Annotated in this window: 15 protein-coding genes; 5 read left to right on the plus strand and 10 right to left on the minus strand. The window is 71.2% G+C overall.

Annotation, left to right across the window (positions count from 1 at the left end; translation table 11 throughout):
- The first annotated feature begins 361 nt into the window (after positions 1–361).
- Positions 362–910: a tRNA-dependent cyclodipeptide synthase gene (locus tag ACT2CW_RS45180; RefSeq protein ID WP_445520759.1), complete on the plus strand. Its 549-nt coding sequence runs from the start codon at positions 362–364 to the stop codon at positions 908–910.
- Positions 911–2,007: 1,097 nt separating this feature from the next.
- On the opposite strand, the gene ACT2CW_RS45185 is transcribed toward ACT2CW_RS45180, so the two are convergent.
- The 3 genes from ACT2CW_RS45185 to ACT2CW_RS45195 all read right to left on the minus strand — a co-directional run bounded on the left by ACT2CW_RS45185 (position 2,008) and on the right by ACT2CW_RS45195 (position 4,993).
- A complete protein-coding gene (locus tag ACT2CW_RS45185) occupies positions 2,008–2,883 on the minus strand; it encodes a universal stress protein (protein ID WP_445520848.1) in 876 nt (291 codons plus the stop codon).
- Between the two features lie 164 nt (positions 2,884–3,047).
- Positions 3,048–3,944: a universal stress protein gene (locus ACT2CW_RS45190; RefSeq protein ID WP_445520760.1), complete on the minus strand. Its 897-nt coding sequence runs from the start codon at positions 3,942–3,944 to the stop codon at positions 3,048–3,050.
- Positions 3,945–4,054: 110 nt separating this feature from the next.
- Positions 4,055–4,993 carry a LysR substrate-binding domain-containing protein gene (locus ACT2CW_RS45195; RefSeq protein ID WP_182473109.1) on the minus strand — a complete coding sequence of 313 codons (939 nt, stop codon included), beginning with the start codon at positions 4,991–4,993 and terminating at the stop codon, positions 4,055–4,057.
- A gap of 128 nt (positions 4,994–5,121) precedes the next feature.
- Here ACT2CW_RS45195 and ACT2CW_RS45200 point away from each other — a divergent pair, with 128 nt between their 5' ends.
- The gene (locus ACT2CW_RS45200) at positions 5,122–6,696 is read left to right on the plus strand and encodes an MFS transporter (RefSeq protein WP_445520761.1); all 1,575 of its coding nucleotides are present in this window, start codon (positions 5,122–5,124) and stop codon (positions 6,694–6,696) included.
- A 167-nt stretch (positions 6,697–6,863) separates the two neighbouring features.
- Positions 6,864–7,553: a response regulator gene (locus ACT2CW_RS45205; protein ID WP_164427425.1), complete on the plus strand. Its 690-nt coding sequence runs from the start codon at positions 6,864–6,866 to the stop codon at positions 7,551–7,553.
- A 19-nt stretch (positions 7,554–7,572) separates the two neighbouring features.
- Here the strand turns inward: ACT2CW_RS45205 and ACT2CW_RS45210 are convergent, their stop codons facing one another.
- From ACT2CW_RS45210 to ACT2CW_RS45220, 3 genes are all read right to left on the minus strand, one after another.
- Entirely contained in the window at positions 7,573–8,031 is a 459-nt protein-coding gene (locus ACT2CW_RS45210) for a cyclic nucleotide-binding domain-containing protein (protein ID WP_445520762.1), read from the minus strand.
- 179 nt (positions 8,032–8,210) lie between these two features.
- Positions 8,211–8,654, minus strand: coding sequence for a pyridoxamine 5'-phosphate oxidase family protein (locus ACT2CW_RS45215; RefSeq protein WP_445520763.1), 444 nt, complete (start codon positions 8,652–8,654; stop codon positions 8,211–8,213).
- The gene (locus ACT2CW_RS45220; protein WP_445520764.1) at positions 8,651–9,148 is read right to left on the minus strand and encodes a hypothetical protein; all 498 of its coding nucleotides are present in this window, start codon (positions 9,146–9,148) and stop codon (positions 8,651–8,653) included. Before ACT2CW_RS45220 ends, ACT2CW_RS45215 begins: the two co-directional genes overlap by 4 nt.
- Before the next feature lie 336 nt (positions 9,149–9,484).
- Between ACT2CW_RS45220 and ACT2CW_RS45225 the strand changes: the two genes are divergently transcribed.
- Positions 9,485–10,690 (plus strand): globin domain-containing protein, encoded by a 1,206-nt coding sequence (locus tag ACT2CW_RS45225; protein WP_445520765.1) that lies wholly within the window; start codon positions 9,485–9,487, stop codon positions 10,688–10,690.
- 67 nt (positions 10,691–10,757) lie between these two features.
- Here ACT2CW_RS45225 and ACT2CW_RS45230 read toward each other — a convergent pair whose 3' ends face one another.
- Complete coding sequence (locus ACT2CW_RS45230) at positions 10,758–11,516, minus strand: vitamin K epoxide reductase family protein (RefSeq protein ID WP_445520766.1); 759 nt, start codon at positions 11,514–11,516, stop codon at positions 10,758–10,760.
- A 313-nt stretch (positions 11,517–11,829) separates the two neighbouring features.
- On the opposite strand from ACT2CW_RS45230, the gene ACT2CW_RS45235 reads away from it, so the two are divergent.
- Positions 11,830–13,566 (plus strand): sensor histidine kinase, encoded by a 1,737-nt coding sequence (locus ACT2CW_RS45235; RefSeq protein WP_445520767.1) that lies wholly within the window; start codon positions 11,830–11,832, stop codon positions 13,564–13,566.
- Positions 13,567–13,586: 20 nt separating this feature from the next.
- Here the strand turns inward: ACT2CW_RS45235 and ACT2CW_RS45240 are convergent, their stop codons facing one another.
- The 3 genes from ACT2CW_RS45240 to ACT2CW_RS45250 form a co-directional block, all read right to left on the minus strand.
- On the minus strand, positions 13,587–13,790 hold the full coding sequence (locus ACT2CW_RS45240) for a hypothetical protein (protein ID WP_445520768.1): 204 nt from the start codon (positions 13,788–13,790) through the stop codon (positions 13,587–13,589).
- A gap of 430 nt (positions 13,791–14,220) precedes the next feature.
- Positions 14,221–15,117, minus strand: coding sequence for an N-acetylmuramic acid 6-phosphate etherase (gene murQ / locus ACT2CW_RS45245; RefSeq protein ID WP_445520769.1), 897 nt, complete (start codon positions 15,115–15,117; stop codon positions 14,221–14,223).
- Between the two features lie 44 nt (positions 15,118–15,161).
- Positions 15,162–16,109, minus strand: coding sequence for a MurR/RpiR family transcriptional regulator (locus tag ACT2CW_RS45250; RefSeq protein WP_445520770.1), 948 nt, complete (start codon positions 16,107–16,109; stop codon positions 15,162–15,164).
- Positions 16,110–16,113 lie beyond the last annotated feature (4 nt).

A 16,113-nucleotide genomic window follows, 5' to 3' on the forward strand; every position in this document is an offset into this window, starting at 1 on the left:
GTTTGGTCGCTGGGGTGGGCGGTGTTGGTCCAGCCGGTGAGGCGGGCCACAGCGCTGGGCGGCCGAGCCGGTAACGGCGGCCCTGTCGACGGCGCGGATCGGGCAGCATGTCGAGGACGTCGGCAAGTTCCAGCAGGCGGTCGGGGTCGTCGGGGAGCCCGCATCGTGGTCGAGGTGGCGGGACACAGCGGCAATCAGCGACGATGGCATCCGGAAGCGGTTCGTTGTGATGAGGCGTCAGACACCTCCGTCATCACACGAACCGCTTCCTTCAGTTGATCACCTACCCCCACCCCGACAACCCACCCTCACCCGGCAGCGGCATCTCACCGCCCGAGAACGCACGAGCCCTGATCGACAGGTGGAGCCGGCACGCAGGACGCGCTACAAGGCAGAAATAGCATTGGTCTCTCCCATAACCATCAGAACCACGTTCGAACAGCACGACACCTGTTTTCTCGGTGTCAGTCTCGAGAACAGCAACTTCGCCACGGCGAAACTCACGAGCATGGTCAAGTGGATCTCCCGGAGGTTCGCCCGCTGTACCGTGCTCATCGGCGACAGTATTCATCGACTCACGCTGGAATCGACCCGCGGAATGGCGCCCGAAGAGGCATTCGGTCACGCTCTGGAACTCGGTTGCCAGTTCGTCGAGAACGAGCGGAAGGTGTTCGACGAGTATGGTGACTCGACCGACTTCACCTTCCTGAACTGTAGTGATGTGCAGAATCGTCGTGAATTCGCCGAATTCCGCGCCGAGTTGCGGACGTTCTTCGCCAAGGACGAGGTGCTGCTCACCGCAAGCACTCTCACGGAATCGGCGAGGCCGAGTGGGAAAACCGCATCAGGATGTAGGACTGGGCACGGGCCACCGGCGGCTGCTCGCAGTCGGCCGGCTCCTACCACCTGACGTTCAACCACTACCGGTCGGCGTACGAGGACATCGGCCTCAGCTCCCACAAGGACGAACGGTTTCCTCACCGTCCTGCGGACCACCTCCCCAGGTCTGGAGGTCGCCCGCGGCGATCACTGGGAGGCCGTCCCCGCCGACCCGGACTGCTTCGTCATCAACTTCGGGCTCGCCATGGAAATCCTCATCTGCCTGACCGGCTGGGGTACGGTCGCGCTTCTCTCGCCGCTGTTTCTCACCTCGGTGTCCTGCGGTGTCATTGGTGTCGTGGCCGCGACGGGCGTGGCCACGACCACGGCGCTGGCCGCCCGGTCCCGCGTCCACCGGGCACGCGAACTCCGGGAGACGGAGAAACACTGGGCGGCCTGGGGGTATGGGACCCTGGCCCGATCCGCCTCCTCGCGGTGCCGCGCTTTCCTGGTATGGCTGCTGCCCGGACTCCTCATGGCGACCGCGGTGGCTGCCGCGGTCCTGTGGACGGGGCAGGCGAACCCCGGCCGCACGGCTCGGCGGCGTTGCTCGCGGCGGGCATCGTCAGCCTGTTGCTCGTCATAGCCGTCGTCGACGCGGCCCGGGGACACGCCGTGCGTCGCGGCAAAGCGCCGGCGGGATCGATCCGGCCGTAGCGGGTCCGGGGCGTCGATGAGACTGAACGCGTGGACGTGACGCGGCTCCGGGACCGGGCTCTCAGCCCGGTCGCAGGGGGGGGGGGGGGGGGGAGAGCGAAGGGGGGAAGCGAGCAAAATAAACCCCAACACCAAACCAAAAACCCGGGGCGGTGCGGCACACCGACCGGGTCCATCCGAGCCGGGCGGGCGGGCTTTCCGACAGGGGCCACCCGGAGGTTGGCCGTGACCGACCAGGGGCGCTCGATATGGGGGCCGCCGCCTTGGCCATCCTCATCTCGCCGGTGACCGCGGTCAGCCCTGGCCGGGACAGGACCGCGTGGTTTTGGATCTCCCCGGCGGCACGGCGGCACGGCGGCACGGCGGCACGGCGGCACGGCGGGCCCAGGGCCGGTAGGTCTCGGTGGGCGGGGTGTGTGCCCCGCCCACGAGAGCGCGGCTGAGGGCCCGGCCGGCGCGGGGAGTCGGTGTTCAGTCGTGTGGTACGACGGCCACCGGAATGGTGGAGTGGTGGAGCACCGCGTGCGTGACCGGGCCGATGTGTGTACCCGGGACGGAACGGTGTGTCCGCCGGCCGACCACCAGCAGCCCGGCCTGGGCGGTGGCCCGCAGCACGGCTCCGGCCACGAACGCGAGATCGATCGTGCGTTCCACCGTCACCCGCGGGTACTTCTCCCGCCACGGTTCCAGGGCCGTTTCCAGCTCCCGGTTCACTTGGGCTTCCAGATCACCGTCCAGGTAGCCGACGGGGGCCGCGGCGAGGCCGTACCCGTAGTCGGACGACGGCAGTTTGCGGACGTGCACGGCTCGCAACGTCGCCCCGCGCGCGGACGCCGCGGCGAACGCGAAGTCCAGCAGCGGCCCGGGGGCCTCCGCCAGGTCCTGGAGCGCGACGACGACCTCGTCGCCCGGCCGCTCGGCGGCGGATCGTTCGTTCGCCCGCACCATCACCACCGGGCACGTCGCCCGGGCGAGGACCTGCTGGCCGACGGAGCCGAGCAGGAAGCCGGTGAGGGCGCTGAGCCCGCGCGAGCCGAGCACCAGCATCTCGGCGGCCTCCGCCCGCTCCAGCAGCGCTGTGACGGCCGTGGTGGTCACCTGCTCGGCGGTGAGCGGAAGGTTCGGGTAGCGGCCGCTCAGTTCCTTCTCGCCGTCGCGCAGGATGCGCTGTGCCCAGTGCCGCACGGTGTCCTCGCTGTCCGCGGCGGGCAGGTCGCCGGTCTGCCAGAGCCAGGCGTGCGCCAGGTGCAGTGGCAGCCCGCGGCGCTGGGCCTCGCGGGCCGCCCAGTTGGCCGCGGTGAAACTCTCGGGGGAGCCGTCGAGCCCGACGATGACGGGGCGAAGCATCACATGTACCTCCGTGCGTGAAGGGGTGTGCAGCGGTTGTTCCGCGCCTGGGGGATTCATCGCTCGACGGTCGTCGGGCGAATGCGTGGTTCTGTGCATGGACGGTCTCCCTGCGAAGGCCGGCCAGGAAAGGCGTCGGCCGCGCGGCTGCCTCTCGACGGGGGTCAGCTGTGCGCGATCACTGCCACCGGCGCGGAGGAGTGGTGCAGTACGGCGTGGGTGACCGGACCGACGCGCGGGCCGGGCCGCGTGCCGGGCCTTGGGCCGTGGGTGAAGCGGCCGACGACCATCAGAGCGGCGTGGGCCGATGCGTCCACCAGGTGTGCCGCGGGGCTGCCGACCACGGCCTGCTCGCTCACCTCGAGGCCGGGGAACTTCGCCCGCCACGGGCGCAGGACGTCGGTCAGCTCGCTCGCGACCTGAGCCGACTGTCCGTTGCCTGAGGGGACGTAGCCGGAGGCAGGGGACGGGCTCCATCCGTGGATGACGCGCAGTGCCGTCGCCCGGCGGGCGGCGGCGTCGAACGCGAAGTCGAGCACCGGGGCGGCGGGCCGCCGGAGGTCGAGCCCCAGCACCACATCGCGGCGTGCCAGGCGCGGAGAGGCGGTGGCGGCCACGTGGGTCCGGCGGTCGCCACCGCCGGCCCCGCCGGCCGGTACCAGGACGACGGGCAGCTCTGCCCGGGCCACGATCGACAGCGCCACGGAGCCGACCAGAATCCCGGTGACCCTGCTCAAGCCCCGTGAGCCGAGCACCAGCAACTCGGCGTTCTCGGCGGCCGCCAGCAGTGACGGTACCGGTTCGCGGGCGACCTGCGCATGGACGATCCGCAGGCCCGGGTGGTCGCGCCGCAGCCGCGCCGCGGTGTCGCTCGGCAGGCGCTCGGCCCATTGGGCCAGCGACTCGACTCCGGTGAGTGGCGCGTAGGTGAACGAATGCCAGTCCAGCGCGTGGACGAGGCTCAGCGGCAGCCCGCGGCGCTGGGCCTCGCGGGCCGCCCAGTCCGCCGCGGCGAGGCTCTCGGGTGAACCGTCCAGGCCGACGGTGACAGTACCGGGCATGGTGCGGACCTCCTTCCGGGACGCGCTCCCACCCTCTCGTCGGGGACGGGGCGGCGGGATGGGCCCCAGGTCCCCTGAGCGCGGCCGACCGGCCCCATGCAGCACCGGTCTCACCCCGTTCTCTCGGGACGGGTTCCCGCGGCCCCCGCACGCCCCGGCTCGGCCGGCCAGCGGCGGGTGCCGTGGATGGAGCGGATGCGGTCGGTGTGGGCGAGGATGGCGGTGGTCAGCGCCTCGACGGGTTCGGCGGGGGCGTGCGGGTTGGTGAGCAGGACGAGGTCGAGTTCGCCGAGTTCGGGCAGGCCGGTGCTGCCGGGAAGCTCGACCAGGTCGCTCGGCAGGAGGCTGCGGACAAAGATCGCGAGGCCGAGCCCGGCGCGGGTGGCGGCGAGGACGGCGTTGACCCCGCGCGCCGTGCAGACCACACGGTGCTTGATGCCCGCCTGCTCCAACGCTTGCACGGCCAGATCCCGGCTGGGACTGGGCGCCTGGTACACGATGAGCGGCACCGGCCGTTCCTCGTCCCACCGCAGGCCGGTTCCCTCGGCGGCTGCCCAGACCAGCCGGTCCCGGCGCACCAGCCGGCCTCGCCCGTCTCCGGCGTTCGTCTTGACGAAGGCGACGTCGACGTGGCCGGATTCCACTCTGCGTTGCAGATGTACCCCTTGGGAGACGGTGAGGTCCAAGGTGACACCGGGGTTGAGATGCCGGAAATCCCGCAGGATCCGCGGCACTTGGGTCAATGCGAGATCGTCGGTCACTCCGAAGCGCAACCGGCCCCGCACCCCTGTGCCGGTGAAGTAGTCCGCTGCCTGGGCGTGTGCGGCGAGGATGGAACGGGCGAAGCCGACCATGGCTTCCCCATCGACGGTCAACACCACGCTGCGCGTGTCCCGGACCAGCAACGGCCGCCCCACCGCCTGCTCCAGCTTCCGAATGTGCTGGCTCACCGTGGGTTGCCCGAGGCCCAGCGCCGCCGCGGCCTGAGTGAAGCTCAACGACTGCGCCACCGCGAGAAATGTTCGCACTTGCTCCGGAGGGAAGACCATGGGCTCCGATGCTAAGCACCCTCATTGCGATTCACAATAAGAATTATTGGATCAATTCGCTTCCTAAATTGGTGCGGGGGTCACGACGATGGCAACGCAGACCCGGCCAATGAAGGAGGCACTCCACGATGACCAGGGCGGCCGACGGGCGCGGGCATCCCCCCAACCGGCCGACACCACTCACCCCGCACGGGCCAGCGGACCCCGGGACGGGCAGCACCCAGCCCGCGGTACGCGACGAGGCGACGGAGCACGCCCCGCCCAGGAAGCGGGGTGCCGTCGTCGTCGCCCTCATGCTGGCCATGGCGCTGGCGGCGCTCGACTCCACCGTCGTCTCCACCGCCGTTCCGCAGATCGTCGGCGACCTCAGCGGTTTCTCCGCGTTCTCGTGGCTGTTCTCCGGCTATCTGCTCGCCGTGACGGTCTCCCTGCCCGTCTACGGCAAGTTGTCGGACACCTTCGGTCGCAAACCCGTGCTCATCGTGGGCGCGGCCATTTTCCTGCTCGGCTCCCTGCTGTGCGCCACTGCCTGGAACATGGCGGCGCTGATCGCCTTCCGCGTCGTACAAGGACTCGGCGGCGGTGCCCTCCAGGCCACGGTGCAGACGCTCGCCGCCGACCTCTACCCCCTGGCGGAGCGACCCAAGATCCAGGCACGACTCTCCTCGGTCTGGGCGGTGTCGGCGATCGCCGGCCCGGCTCTCGGCGGCGTCCTCGCCGCGTACGCCGACTGGCGCTGGATCTTCCTGGTCAACCTGCCGGTCGGCGTGGTGGTGCTGTGGCTCGTCGTCCGCCACCTCCACGAGCCCGACCACCGGCCGGCCGACCGGCCGCGCATCGACTGGGCGGGCGCGTTCGCGGTCTTCGCCTGCGGGGGAGTGCTGCTCGGCGCGCTGGTCCAGGGCGGGGTGGCCTGGCCGTGGCTGTCGGTCCCGTCCCTCGCCCTGTTCACCACCGGACTCGCGCTCGCCGCGCTCGTGGTCGTCGTCGAGCGGCGGGCCCGCGAGCCCATCATGCCCGGCTGGGTGTGGCGCCGCCGTCCCATCGCCGCCGTCAACCTCGCCCTCGGCGCGCTGGGCCTGGTGACGGTGGCCCCCAGCCTCTTCCTCCCGACGTACGCCCAGTCGGTTCTGGGCCTGGGCCCGGTGGCCGCCGGATTCGTCCTGTCCGTGTGGACGCTCAGCTGGCCGGTCTCCGCTTCCTTCAGCCAGCATGTCTACCGGCGCATCGGCATCCGCAACACCGCGATGCTCGGCATCGGCGCGGCCACGCTGCTCCTGTTCGCCTTCCCCCTCCTGCCGTACCCGGGCCAGGCCTGGCAGCCAACGGCCCTGATGCTGCTGCTGGGCGCCGCGCTCGGACTGTTCCAGCTCCCGCTCATGGTCGGCGTCCAGTCGACGGTGGGCTGGTCGGAGCGGGGTACGGCCACCGCCTCGGTTCTCTTCTGCCGCCAGACCGGCCAGACGATCGGCGCGTCGCTTTTCGGCGCGATCGTCAACGGGGTGCTGGCAGCGCGGCTCGTGGGCATGGGCGACCTCGATTCGGTGACCCGGGCGCTCCATGCCGGGACCGCGCCGGAGGCGGCCCGGCGGGCCGTCTCGGACGCCGTGCGCGCCGTGTACCTGGGCGCGGGCTGCGCGGCGGCGCTGGCGTTCCTGGTCCTGCTGTTCCTGGCGCCGCGCCGCTTCCCGGCCACGGACTGACACCGGCCCCGGCGCCTTTGCCACACCGTGCCCGGCCCGGCGCCGTAGGCGGAATGGGGCCGACCGGCCCTGGTACTTCGGCCCGAATGCGAGAAAGATCTCGGTTCGGTGCCCGATCCCGACGCGATCGGGCATTGACGGAACGCGGAACTTACAGGGAGTCATCCATGGCGGACAGCGAGCGGCCGGGCCCCGGCAACCCCACCCGGGTCTTCCTGCTGGACGACCACGAGGTGGTACGGCGTGGTGTGCGCGATCTGCTCGACGACGAGCCGGACATCAGCGTGGTCGGTGAGGCCGGGACGGTGGAGCAGGCCCTGGTCCGCATCCCCGCGCTGCGACCGCGGGTGGCCATTCTCGACGTCCGTCTGCCCGACGGCGACGGCGTGTCCGTGTGCCGGGAGTTGCGCTCGCGCATGCCCGAGCTCGCCTGCCTGATGCTGACCTCCTTCGACGAGGAGGAGGCCCTGCTGGACTCGATCATGGCGGGCGCCTCCGGGTACGTCCTGAAGCAGATCCAGGGCTCGGACCTGGTGTCCGCGGTACGCACCCTGGCCGACGGCCAGTCCCTGCTCGACCCGAGCGCCGCCACCAGGCTGATGGCCCGGCTGCGCGGAGATCAGCGGCAGGAGGAGCCCGACGCTCTCCCCGGCCTGACACAACGGGAGCGCGAGATCCTGGCTCTGATCGGCGAGGGGCTGACCAACCGCCAGATCGGCCAGCGGCTGTACCTGGCCGAGAAGACGGTGAAGAACCACATCTCCCGTCTGCTGGCCAAGCTCGGCGTGGAACGTCGCATCCAGGCCGCGGTCATCGCCACCCAGGCCCAGGACCGGCAGCGGCGGGAAGCGCGCTGAAGACCAAGGTCTCGCCCGTTCAGACGACGCCGCCGGCGCCGCACGGGGTGTTGTAGAGGTCGAGTAGCCGGGTCCTGGTGAAACGCAGGCGGTGGCCGAGCACCTCGCCGACCCACTGGGTGACGGCCTGGCCGAGAGCCGGGTCGTCCTGGCACATGGAGCGGATAGCCGTGGCATCGAATTCGTAGGCCCGCACAGGTGTCATCGCCGTGGCGCTCAGATGCCACACATGCGGTGCGAACAGCCAGGACCAGCCCACGAGTTCATTGGCACCCAGAGTCTCTATGACGGCGGCGCGCCGACCGGGCACCCGCGTGTCGAGCTCGACCGAGCCGGTGCGAAGGATCCAGAACCGGTCCGCGCGGGCACCTTCGTCGAAGAGACGCGTTCCCTGCGGGAAGGACACCTCCCGGGGGAGGCGCATGAGCCGCCGCCGGTGATCGGCGGGCAGCGCGCGCAGCATGGTGGGGGTGTTCATGGCCTGCCTCCTGGACGGGGTCTGCGATCTGCCGCCTCCAGCGTGTGGCAGCGGCCGGGTCCGGACGAGGGGCCGTCCGGTCCGTACGGCGGGCCCCACGGCCCCGTCGCGGGCCCGGTCTGGCCACGCGCCGGTGAAGTCCGCGGAACTCGCACGGAGCAACGGATTGCGAGGCCGTGCTACCGGGGTGATGCCGTCGTCTCCAGCCGGTAGCCGGTCACGAACTCGGCACGGATGCGGACCACGTGCTCCATCTCCGTGTTGATCCAGGGCGTCAGCTCGGTGCGGTAGCGGGAGAGTGCCCGCGGATCCGTGACACGGCTCGCGGTGCCGATGATCATCACACTCCAGCCGGTGTGCGTGGCCTCGTCGATCTGGTCGGCCTCGTACACCACCACCTCGGACGCCGACGCGGTGGCCGGCAGCGCGGCACCGGCGTGGGTGCGGATGACGATGTCGCCGTCGTCGTTCACGAGGTGGTTGACCGGCCGGATCACCGGGAGCGCCTGGTGGGTGAAGCCCACCCGCCCCATGGACACGCCCGTCAGCAGCCTGAGCGATTCCTTCCGGTCCAGCTCCACCATGCGAGTGCCGGGAGCGGGAGGAAGGGGCCGAACGGTCATGAGGGTTCCCGGCGGACGGTCCCGTGTCTGGCCCCCCGCGGCCAGATCACCTCGACATCGACCCCGTGACTGCGCGCGTAGGCCACCAGATGCGCCGTGACGTCCCGGCCGTTGGACGGCGAGCCGTCCCATACCGCGAGCACGCGGGCGCAGTGGCGCAGCAAGCTCTCGTCCGCGGTCACGCACGAGCCGCGGTCGCCGGGGTCGTACTCCACCAGCCGCACCTGCTCCGACAGCAGCAGCAGTTCGCCGGCGGCCCTGCGGTCGAGCTCGGCCAACTGCGTGGGCACGCCGTTGCGCGAGGGCAGGACCGTCACCAGGGCCAGTCCGGTCTTACGGGCGGCCCTCCCGAAGGCCGTCGGCAACCCCTTTCCGGCGCGGACCAGACCGGCTCCGCCGGCCCGGGCGAACCCGACAAGACGCGCTCGCAGTTCCTCCTCCACCAGCACGAGCGTCGACGTGCTGAGATCGGGATGGCCTACGACAGCGATCATTCCCGACTGTCCTTTCTCCTCACCGCTCACCGGTCTGCGTGATCGTCTCCGGGCTCGGGCGCGGCGCGCCAGAGCCGAGCGGAACGAGGAAAGGGCCGGTCGGTCCTTGCGGAGGGGGAAGCCGACGCCGCTCTGGTTTCCGTCGGTCCGCGCGCGAACCGTCGAGCCCCATGTCCACTCGGCCCGACGGGCCCTGACGTCAAGGAAGTTCGGCCCTACTCGGGATCGCCGTGCCACCGGCACGATCGATGTACCGGTGCGATCCACACGACGGACCCGGCTGTGGCGGTGAGCGCCGTCCCCCTACGTGCCCGCACACCCGCACAGAGGAGAGCCATGCTTTCGCTTGAATCGGCCGCTGTCATTCGCGCCACCCTGCCCGTTGTCGGCGAGGCCCTGGACGAGATCACGGCACGTTTCTACGGCATCATGTTCGCCGAGCAGCCCGAGCTGCTGGACGGGCTGTTCAACCGTGGCAATCAGGCCAGCGGCGAGCAGCGCAAGGCCCTGGCGGGATCGATCGCGGCCTTCGCCCAGGCGCTGCTGGCCGGTCCCGACACCCGTCCCGACGCGCTGCTGTCCCGGATCGCCCACAAGCACGCCGCGCTCGGTGTCACCGAGGACCAGTACGCGATCGTCCACAAATACCTGTTCCGCGCCATCGGCGAGGTGCTGGGCGATGCCGTCACCGCGGAAGTGGCCTCCGCCTGGGACGAGGTGTACTGGCTGATGGCCGGTGCCCTCATCGCCCAGGAGGCCCGCCTCTACCAGGAAGCCAAGGTCGACCCGCGGCACCCGTGGCGGCGGTGGACCGTCGTGGAGCGGCGGGAGGAGACCCCGGACGTGGCCTCCTTCCTGCTGCGCCCGGCCGATGACGGCCCGCCGCCCGCTGCCCGCGCCGGTCAGTACGTCAGCGTCCGGGTGCTCATGCCCGACGGAATCCACCAGACCCGCCAGTACAGCCTGTCCAACGCCCCCGGCGACCGGCTGCGGCGCATCACCGTCAAACGCGTGGCGAGCGTGGCCGGCGCCCCCGAGGGCGAGGTGTCCAGCCAACTGCACCGCACCGTGCGGGCCGGCGGCGAACTCACCCTGTCGGCCCCGTTCGGAGACGTGGTCCTCGATGACACCGACACCCCGCTCGTGCTGGTGTCCGCAGGTATCGGCTGCACCCCCATGGTCGTCATGCTGGAACACCTCGCCGCCACCGGTTCGGCCCGCCCGGTCCTCGTCCTGCACGCCGACCGTGCTCCGGCCGACCATGCCCTGCGGGCCGACACCCGCCGTCTCGTGGCCCAACTGCCCGAGGCGCGCGCGGAGTTCTGGTACGAACAGAACGCGGCCGAGGAAGCCGGTGCGCGCACGGGCCTGATGGACCTCGACGGACTGGACCTGCCCGCCGACGCCGATGTGTACCTGTGCGGTGCACTCCCCTTCATGCGCGCCGTCCGCGCCCAACTGCTCCAGGCGGGTATCCCCGCACACCGCATCCGCTACGAGGTCTTCGGCCCCGACCTGTGGCTGGCCCACGCCGAGGGCTGAGACGCCCGGCCGCCGGGCAGCAGGAAGCAGGCCCCGCGGACCATCCGGTCCGTGGGGCCCGGCCCGTTTACAGCAGGCTGCTCCAGTAGGACCAGAAGCGGATGAGGACGAGGACCGCGATCACTCCGTACCAGCCGGCGAGAAGCATCCAGTGCGTTTCCAGGACCAGTTCGAGGGCGCCCCGGCCGGCCGCCGGTACGGGGATGGCTCCCCGCCCGAGGTTGTGCAGCGTGACGTACCAGAACAGGGTGATGGTGACGGCCCAGACCACGGCGCAGTAGGGGCAGAGCCTGCCGAGCCCGAACAGTGACTGGTAGATCAGCCAGTGCGCGAACACCACACCGGCGAGGGCACCGGCGTTCAGCGCCAGCCACAGCATCCGGTGCAGCCGGGCTCCGGTGAGCACGGCCAGTCCGAGGACGGCGACCGCGGCGAAGGCGCCGAGGCCGAGCAGCATGTTGGGGAAGCCGAAGACGCTGCCCTCCGGACTGGACATGACGCTGCCGCAGCTGACGATCGGGCTGATGTCGCACGGCGGCTGATAGGCCGGGTCCTTCAGCAGCCGCCAGTCATCCACCGCGAGCTGGAAGGAGGCGAGCCAGCCGACGGCGCCGGCCAGGGTCAGCAGCCAACCGGTGCGCCGATCCGCCCGTCCAGGGCGGTCCCGGCTCATGCGGCGCGCCCGGTACGCGATGCGGGGGCCGAGCCGCCGCGTACCATTGGTGCCGGAGTCGTACTCGTGGAGCGCACCACCTTGTCGTGCGCCCAGCGGCCCGCCTCCGCCCGCGCGCCGCTGCGAGGGGCGCGTGGTTTTGTCGTTCTCCATGGTCACGAACGCTAGGCGCCGACCCCGCGCCCAGCCTTGGGGCCGAACGTCCCTGCCGGGAGACCGCTCCGGCCCTCTCCGGAGCCGTGATCAGGGCCGAGTGGGCGGTATCCGAGGGTCGCCCGGGCGGCCGGACGCACACCACGTGTACACGACCCAGCCGACCGGCACCTTGGCCAATTTCCCGCCACCCTGGCGCGCCGGAACCGCGTGTGCACCCGCCGCCGAACCGCTCCCCAGGGCGCCGTCGATCCGCGTCCACACGTCGGGCATCCTGGTGAGGTCGGCGTGAGGGAAAAGGGGAGCAACTGTGGTGGACGAGTGCGGTCAGGAGCCCCGCGATATCCCGGTGTCCGGGGCCTTGCCCCAGTTGCGGCTGGATGAGCTGCTGGAGGGTCTGCAACAGCAGGTGGCGCAGGTGCGGTCGGCACGCGACCGCATCCACACGCTGCTGGACGCGGTGCTCGTGATCGGCTCCGACTTGGAGCTGGAGGTGGTGTTGCAGCGCATCGTGGAGTCGGCCGTCAGCCTGGTCGACGCGGAGTACGGGGCGCTCGGCGTGCTGGGCGAGGAAGGCACGATCAAGCAGTTCCTCACCGTCGGCATCGACGAGGAGACCATCGCGGGAATGGGTCACTACCCGCGGGGTGAGGGCATCTTGGGGCTGCTGATCCGCCACCCGGAGCCGCTGCGCCTGGCCAACCTGGCGCGGCATCCCTCTTCCGTGGGTTTCCCGTCCGGGCACCCGCCGATGACCAGCTTCCTCGGCACCCCGATCAAGGTGCGCGAGCAGGTCTTCGGCAACCTGTACCTGACCGACAAGCAGGGCGCCGCGGAGTTCGACGCCGACGACGAGGCGGTGCTGCGCACCCTGGCCGCGGCGGCCGGTGTGGCGATCGACAACGCCCGGCTGTACGACGACGCCCGCCGTCGGCAGCGGTGGCTGGCGGCGAGCAACGAGCTGACCCGTAGTCTGCTGTCCGGAACCGAACCCACCGCGGTCTTGGAGTCCTTCACCGCCACTCTGCGGGAGATGGCCGGTGCGGACCTGGTCACCCTGGCCATCCCGGTCGGCGACAGCGGCGAGCTGGTCATCGAGGCCGCCTCCGGAACGTGCGCGGAGGATGCGCGCGGTCTGGTCCTGGGTGCCGCCACCCTGGCCGCGAAGGTCTTCGCCTCCGGGGAGACCATCACCAGCGACGCGGTCAGTGCCGATCCGCGCGCCACCGGCGGCAGCGCAGCTGTTGTGGAGCTGGGCCCCGCGTTCCTCGTCCCCCTCGGCACCCGCGACCATGTGCGGGGCGTGCTCCAGGTGGCCAACGTGCCGGGCGGCCCGGTCTTCACCGACGCCGTCATCGACATGGTGATCGGGTACGGCAACCAGGCGGCGCTGGCGCTCGAGGTCGCCGAGCACCGGCAGGACGCCGATCGCATGCTGGTCCTCAACGACCGTGACCGGATCGCCCGCGATCTGCACGACCTCGTCATCCAGCGGTTGTTCGCCGGGGCGCTGACCTTGCAGTCCACGCTCGGCCGCCTCGCCGACAGGCCGCAGGAGGGCGCGCGGGTCCAGCGGGTGGTCGACGACCTGGACGACACCATCAAGGTCATCCGCTCCACCATCTACTCGCTCGGCGAGCAGGAACGGTCCCGGAGCGAAGGACTGCGCGCCCGGCTGGTGGCGGCCATGGAGAGGGCCGCCGAAGCCCTGGGTTTCGCGCCCGCGCTGCGCATGACCGGCCTGCTGGACACCAACGTCCCCGCCGGTCACGCCGAGCACATGCTGGCCGTGGCCGGTGAGGCCCTGTCCAACGCGGCCCGGCACGCCCAGGCCACCGCCGTCGACGTCAGCGTGGAGGTCACCGACACGGTGCTGCGGCTGAAAGTGGCGGACAACGGCCACGGCCTCGACCCGGCCGTCACCCGCCGAAGCGGCCTGGCCAACCTCCAGCAACGCGCCGAGGAACTGGGCGGTTCCTTCTCCCTCCGCCCGAACGAGCCGAGCGGCACCGTCGTGGAATGGGCCGCGCCGCTGCACGCCGCCCCGTGAGCGGGGGTGAGATGTCGGGCTCAGCGCAGGGCGCGGACCACGGAGTCGAGGAGCGCGAAGAGCTCAGGATCCACGTCGACCCCGGGCCGCAGAGCGCTCCACAGCACGGCCACGATGCCCTCCGCGGGGTTGATGTAGAGCTTCTGCCCGCCGTGCCCGAGCCCTACGAAGGTCGGGACACGGCCGCGCGCGCCGGCGACACCGGGCGGGATGGCCCACCACAAGTAGCCGTAGCCTGGCGGATCGTGTTGTCCCGGTAGGCGCTGCCCTTCAGCTCGGGGACGTACCGCAGGACCGGGTCGTCGAGTCCGCCGATCGCGCCGTCGGCCAGGGCCGCGCCGATCAAGGTGCCTGCCATGCGGCTCGCGGATGTCGGAAGCAAGTGTTCATACACATAGGGCACGGGGCCAATGTGCGGTACACACACCCGAACGGCTGAGGCTGTGGCCGCGTGTCCCATGGCCGGTGAGGTTGCGAAGGACCGCGAGCGGGGGAGTGGCATGCGATCCAGACGAAGATCGTGCGGGACGGAAAGATCCTGGCGTTCCACAACACCGGGCGAATGGACCTGGCCGACTTCCGGCGCTTACGACGGCCGGACCGGCCGGCCACCGCTGGCTGGAGGCTGCCACCGGCCACGTCGTTCACCTCGGCTCATGGGTGGCCCACGGCGGTGCGCGTGTCGCCGTGCGCCAGGTTCAGGCGCCGGGCGGCCTCCTCGGCGGTGCAGCGGGCGAGCAGCATGACGATGGCCGTCTTGGCATGTCCGTCGGCGGCTCGCAGCGCCTCGGCGGCGGTGTGGGCATCGGTCCCGGTGGCCTCGACGACGATGCGTCGGGCCCGGTCGACGAGCTTTTCGTTACTGGCCCGGACATCGACCATGAGGTTCCCGTACACCTTGCCGACCCGCACCATCGACGCGGTCGAGAGCATGTTGCAGACCATCTTCTCGGCGGTGCCGCCTTTGAGCCGGGTCGATCCGGTGAGAACCTCGGGGCCGGTGGGGACCTCGATGGGGATGTCGGCGTAGCGGCTGACCACCGTGTCGCGGTTGCAGGCGACCGACACGGTGACGGCACCCTGGGCGGCGGCGTGCTTCAGTCCACCGACGACGTAGGGAGTACGGCCGCTGGCGGCCAGTCCGACCACCGTGTCGCGGTCGTTCACACCGATCTTCTCGAGGTCGTCGACCGCCCTCGCGGGTTCGTCCTCGGCCCCCTCGACCGCCATGACGAAGGCGCCCGGGCCGCCGGAGAGCAGGCCCACGACCTGATCGGGGGAGGTGCCGAAGGTCGGGGGGCACTCGACGGCGTCGAGCAGTCCGATGCGGCCGCTGGTGCCGGCGCCGAGGTAGATGAGCCGTCCGCCCCGCCGCAGGGACTCGGCGACCGCCTCGACGGCGGCCTCGATCTGCGGGAGGGCGTCGCGGACCGCGAGGGCGACGGTCTGATCCTCGGCGTTCATGACCGAGAGCAGTTCGGAGACCGGCATGCGGTCCAGTTCGGTGGTCCGCTCGTTGCGAGCCTCGGTGCCGAGTGTGCTCAGGTCCACGGCGCGGGCATCCTTTCGGAGAAGGTGTTGGTCGGCGAAAGGGTTCAGTTCTCGGTCGGGGTGCGGCGCTGCGCCTGCGGGCGCCGGCGACGCTGGACGGCCCCGTAGGTCTCCTCCAGGGCCGTGGTCGTGGCGTCGAAGGATCGCTGGGCGACGCCGACGAACAGGCAGTCGATGAGCGCGAGTTGGGCGATGCGGCTGACGGTGGCCCCGGAGCGGAAGGGGGTCTCCCGGGCGCAGGTCGTCAGCGCGACCTCCGCGTTCTGCGCGAGGGTGGAGCGCGGAACGTTGGTGAGGGCGATGGTGGTGGCGCCGCGTTCGGCGGCGGCCCGGAGGGGCTCGACGGTGTCCTCGGTCTCCCCGGAGTGGGAGATGGCCAGGGCGACGTCGCCGGGCCCGAGGAGGGCCGTGGCGGTCAGGGCGGCGTGCCGGTCGGTCCAGACGAAGGCCATATGACCGATGCGGTGGAGTTTCTGGTGCAGGTCCTGGCCGACGAAGGCGCTGGCGCCGACGCCGAATATGTCGATGCGGCGGGCCTGGGCCACAGCGGTGACGGCGCGGCCCAGCGCCTCGACGTCCAGCCCGGCGCCGGTGTCCTCCAGAGCGCGCACCTCGTTGTAGATGATCTTTCCGACGATGTCGCCGAGTGTGTCCGTGGCGCTGATGTCGGTGCCCGGTACGGGGCGCTCGCCGCCGAGAGCGTGCTCGCGGGCCGCCGCGGCGGCCAGGGCGAGGCGCAGCTGCGGGTAGTTGGGGATCCCCACGGCCCGGCAGAAGCGGGTCACCGTGGCCACCGAGGTGTCGGCCCGTTTCCCGAGCGCGCTGATGGACAGCTCCGACGCCTGAGCCGGGTCGGCCAGGGCGATGTCCGCCACTCGCCGTTCCGCGGGGGCCAGGGACGGAAGTGCCGCGCGGATGCGCGCCAGGGTCTCGGCGGGGGAGGTTTCCTCCGCGGGCCGGGCGGCGGTGCGGGGTGGTTCCCGTCGGGCCATGGGT

Source organism: Streptomyces sp. NEAU-174, from assembly GCF_052665095.1.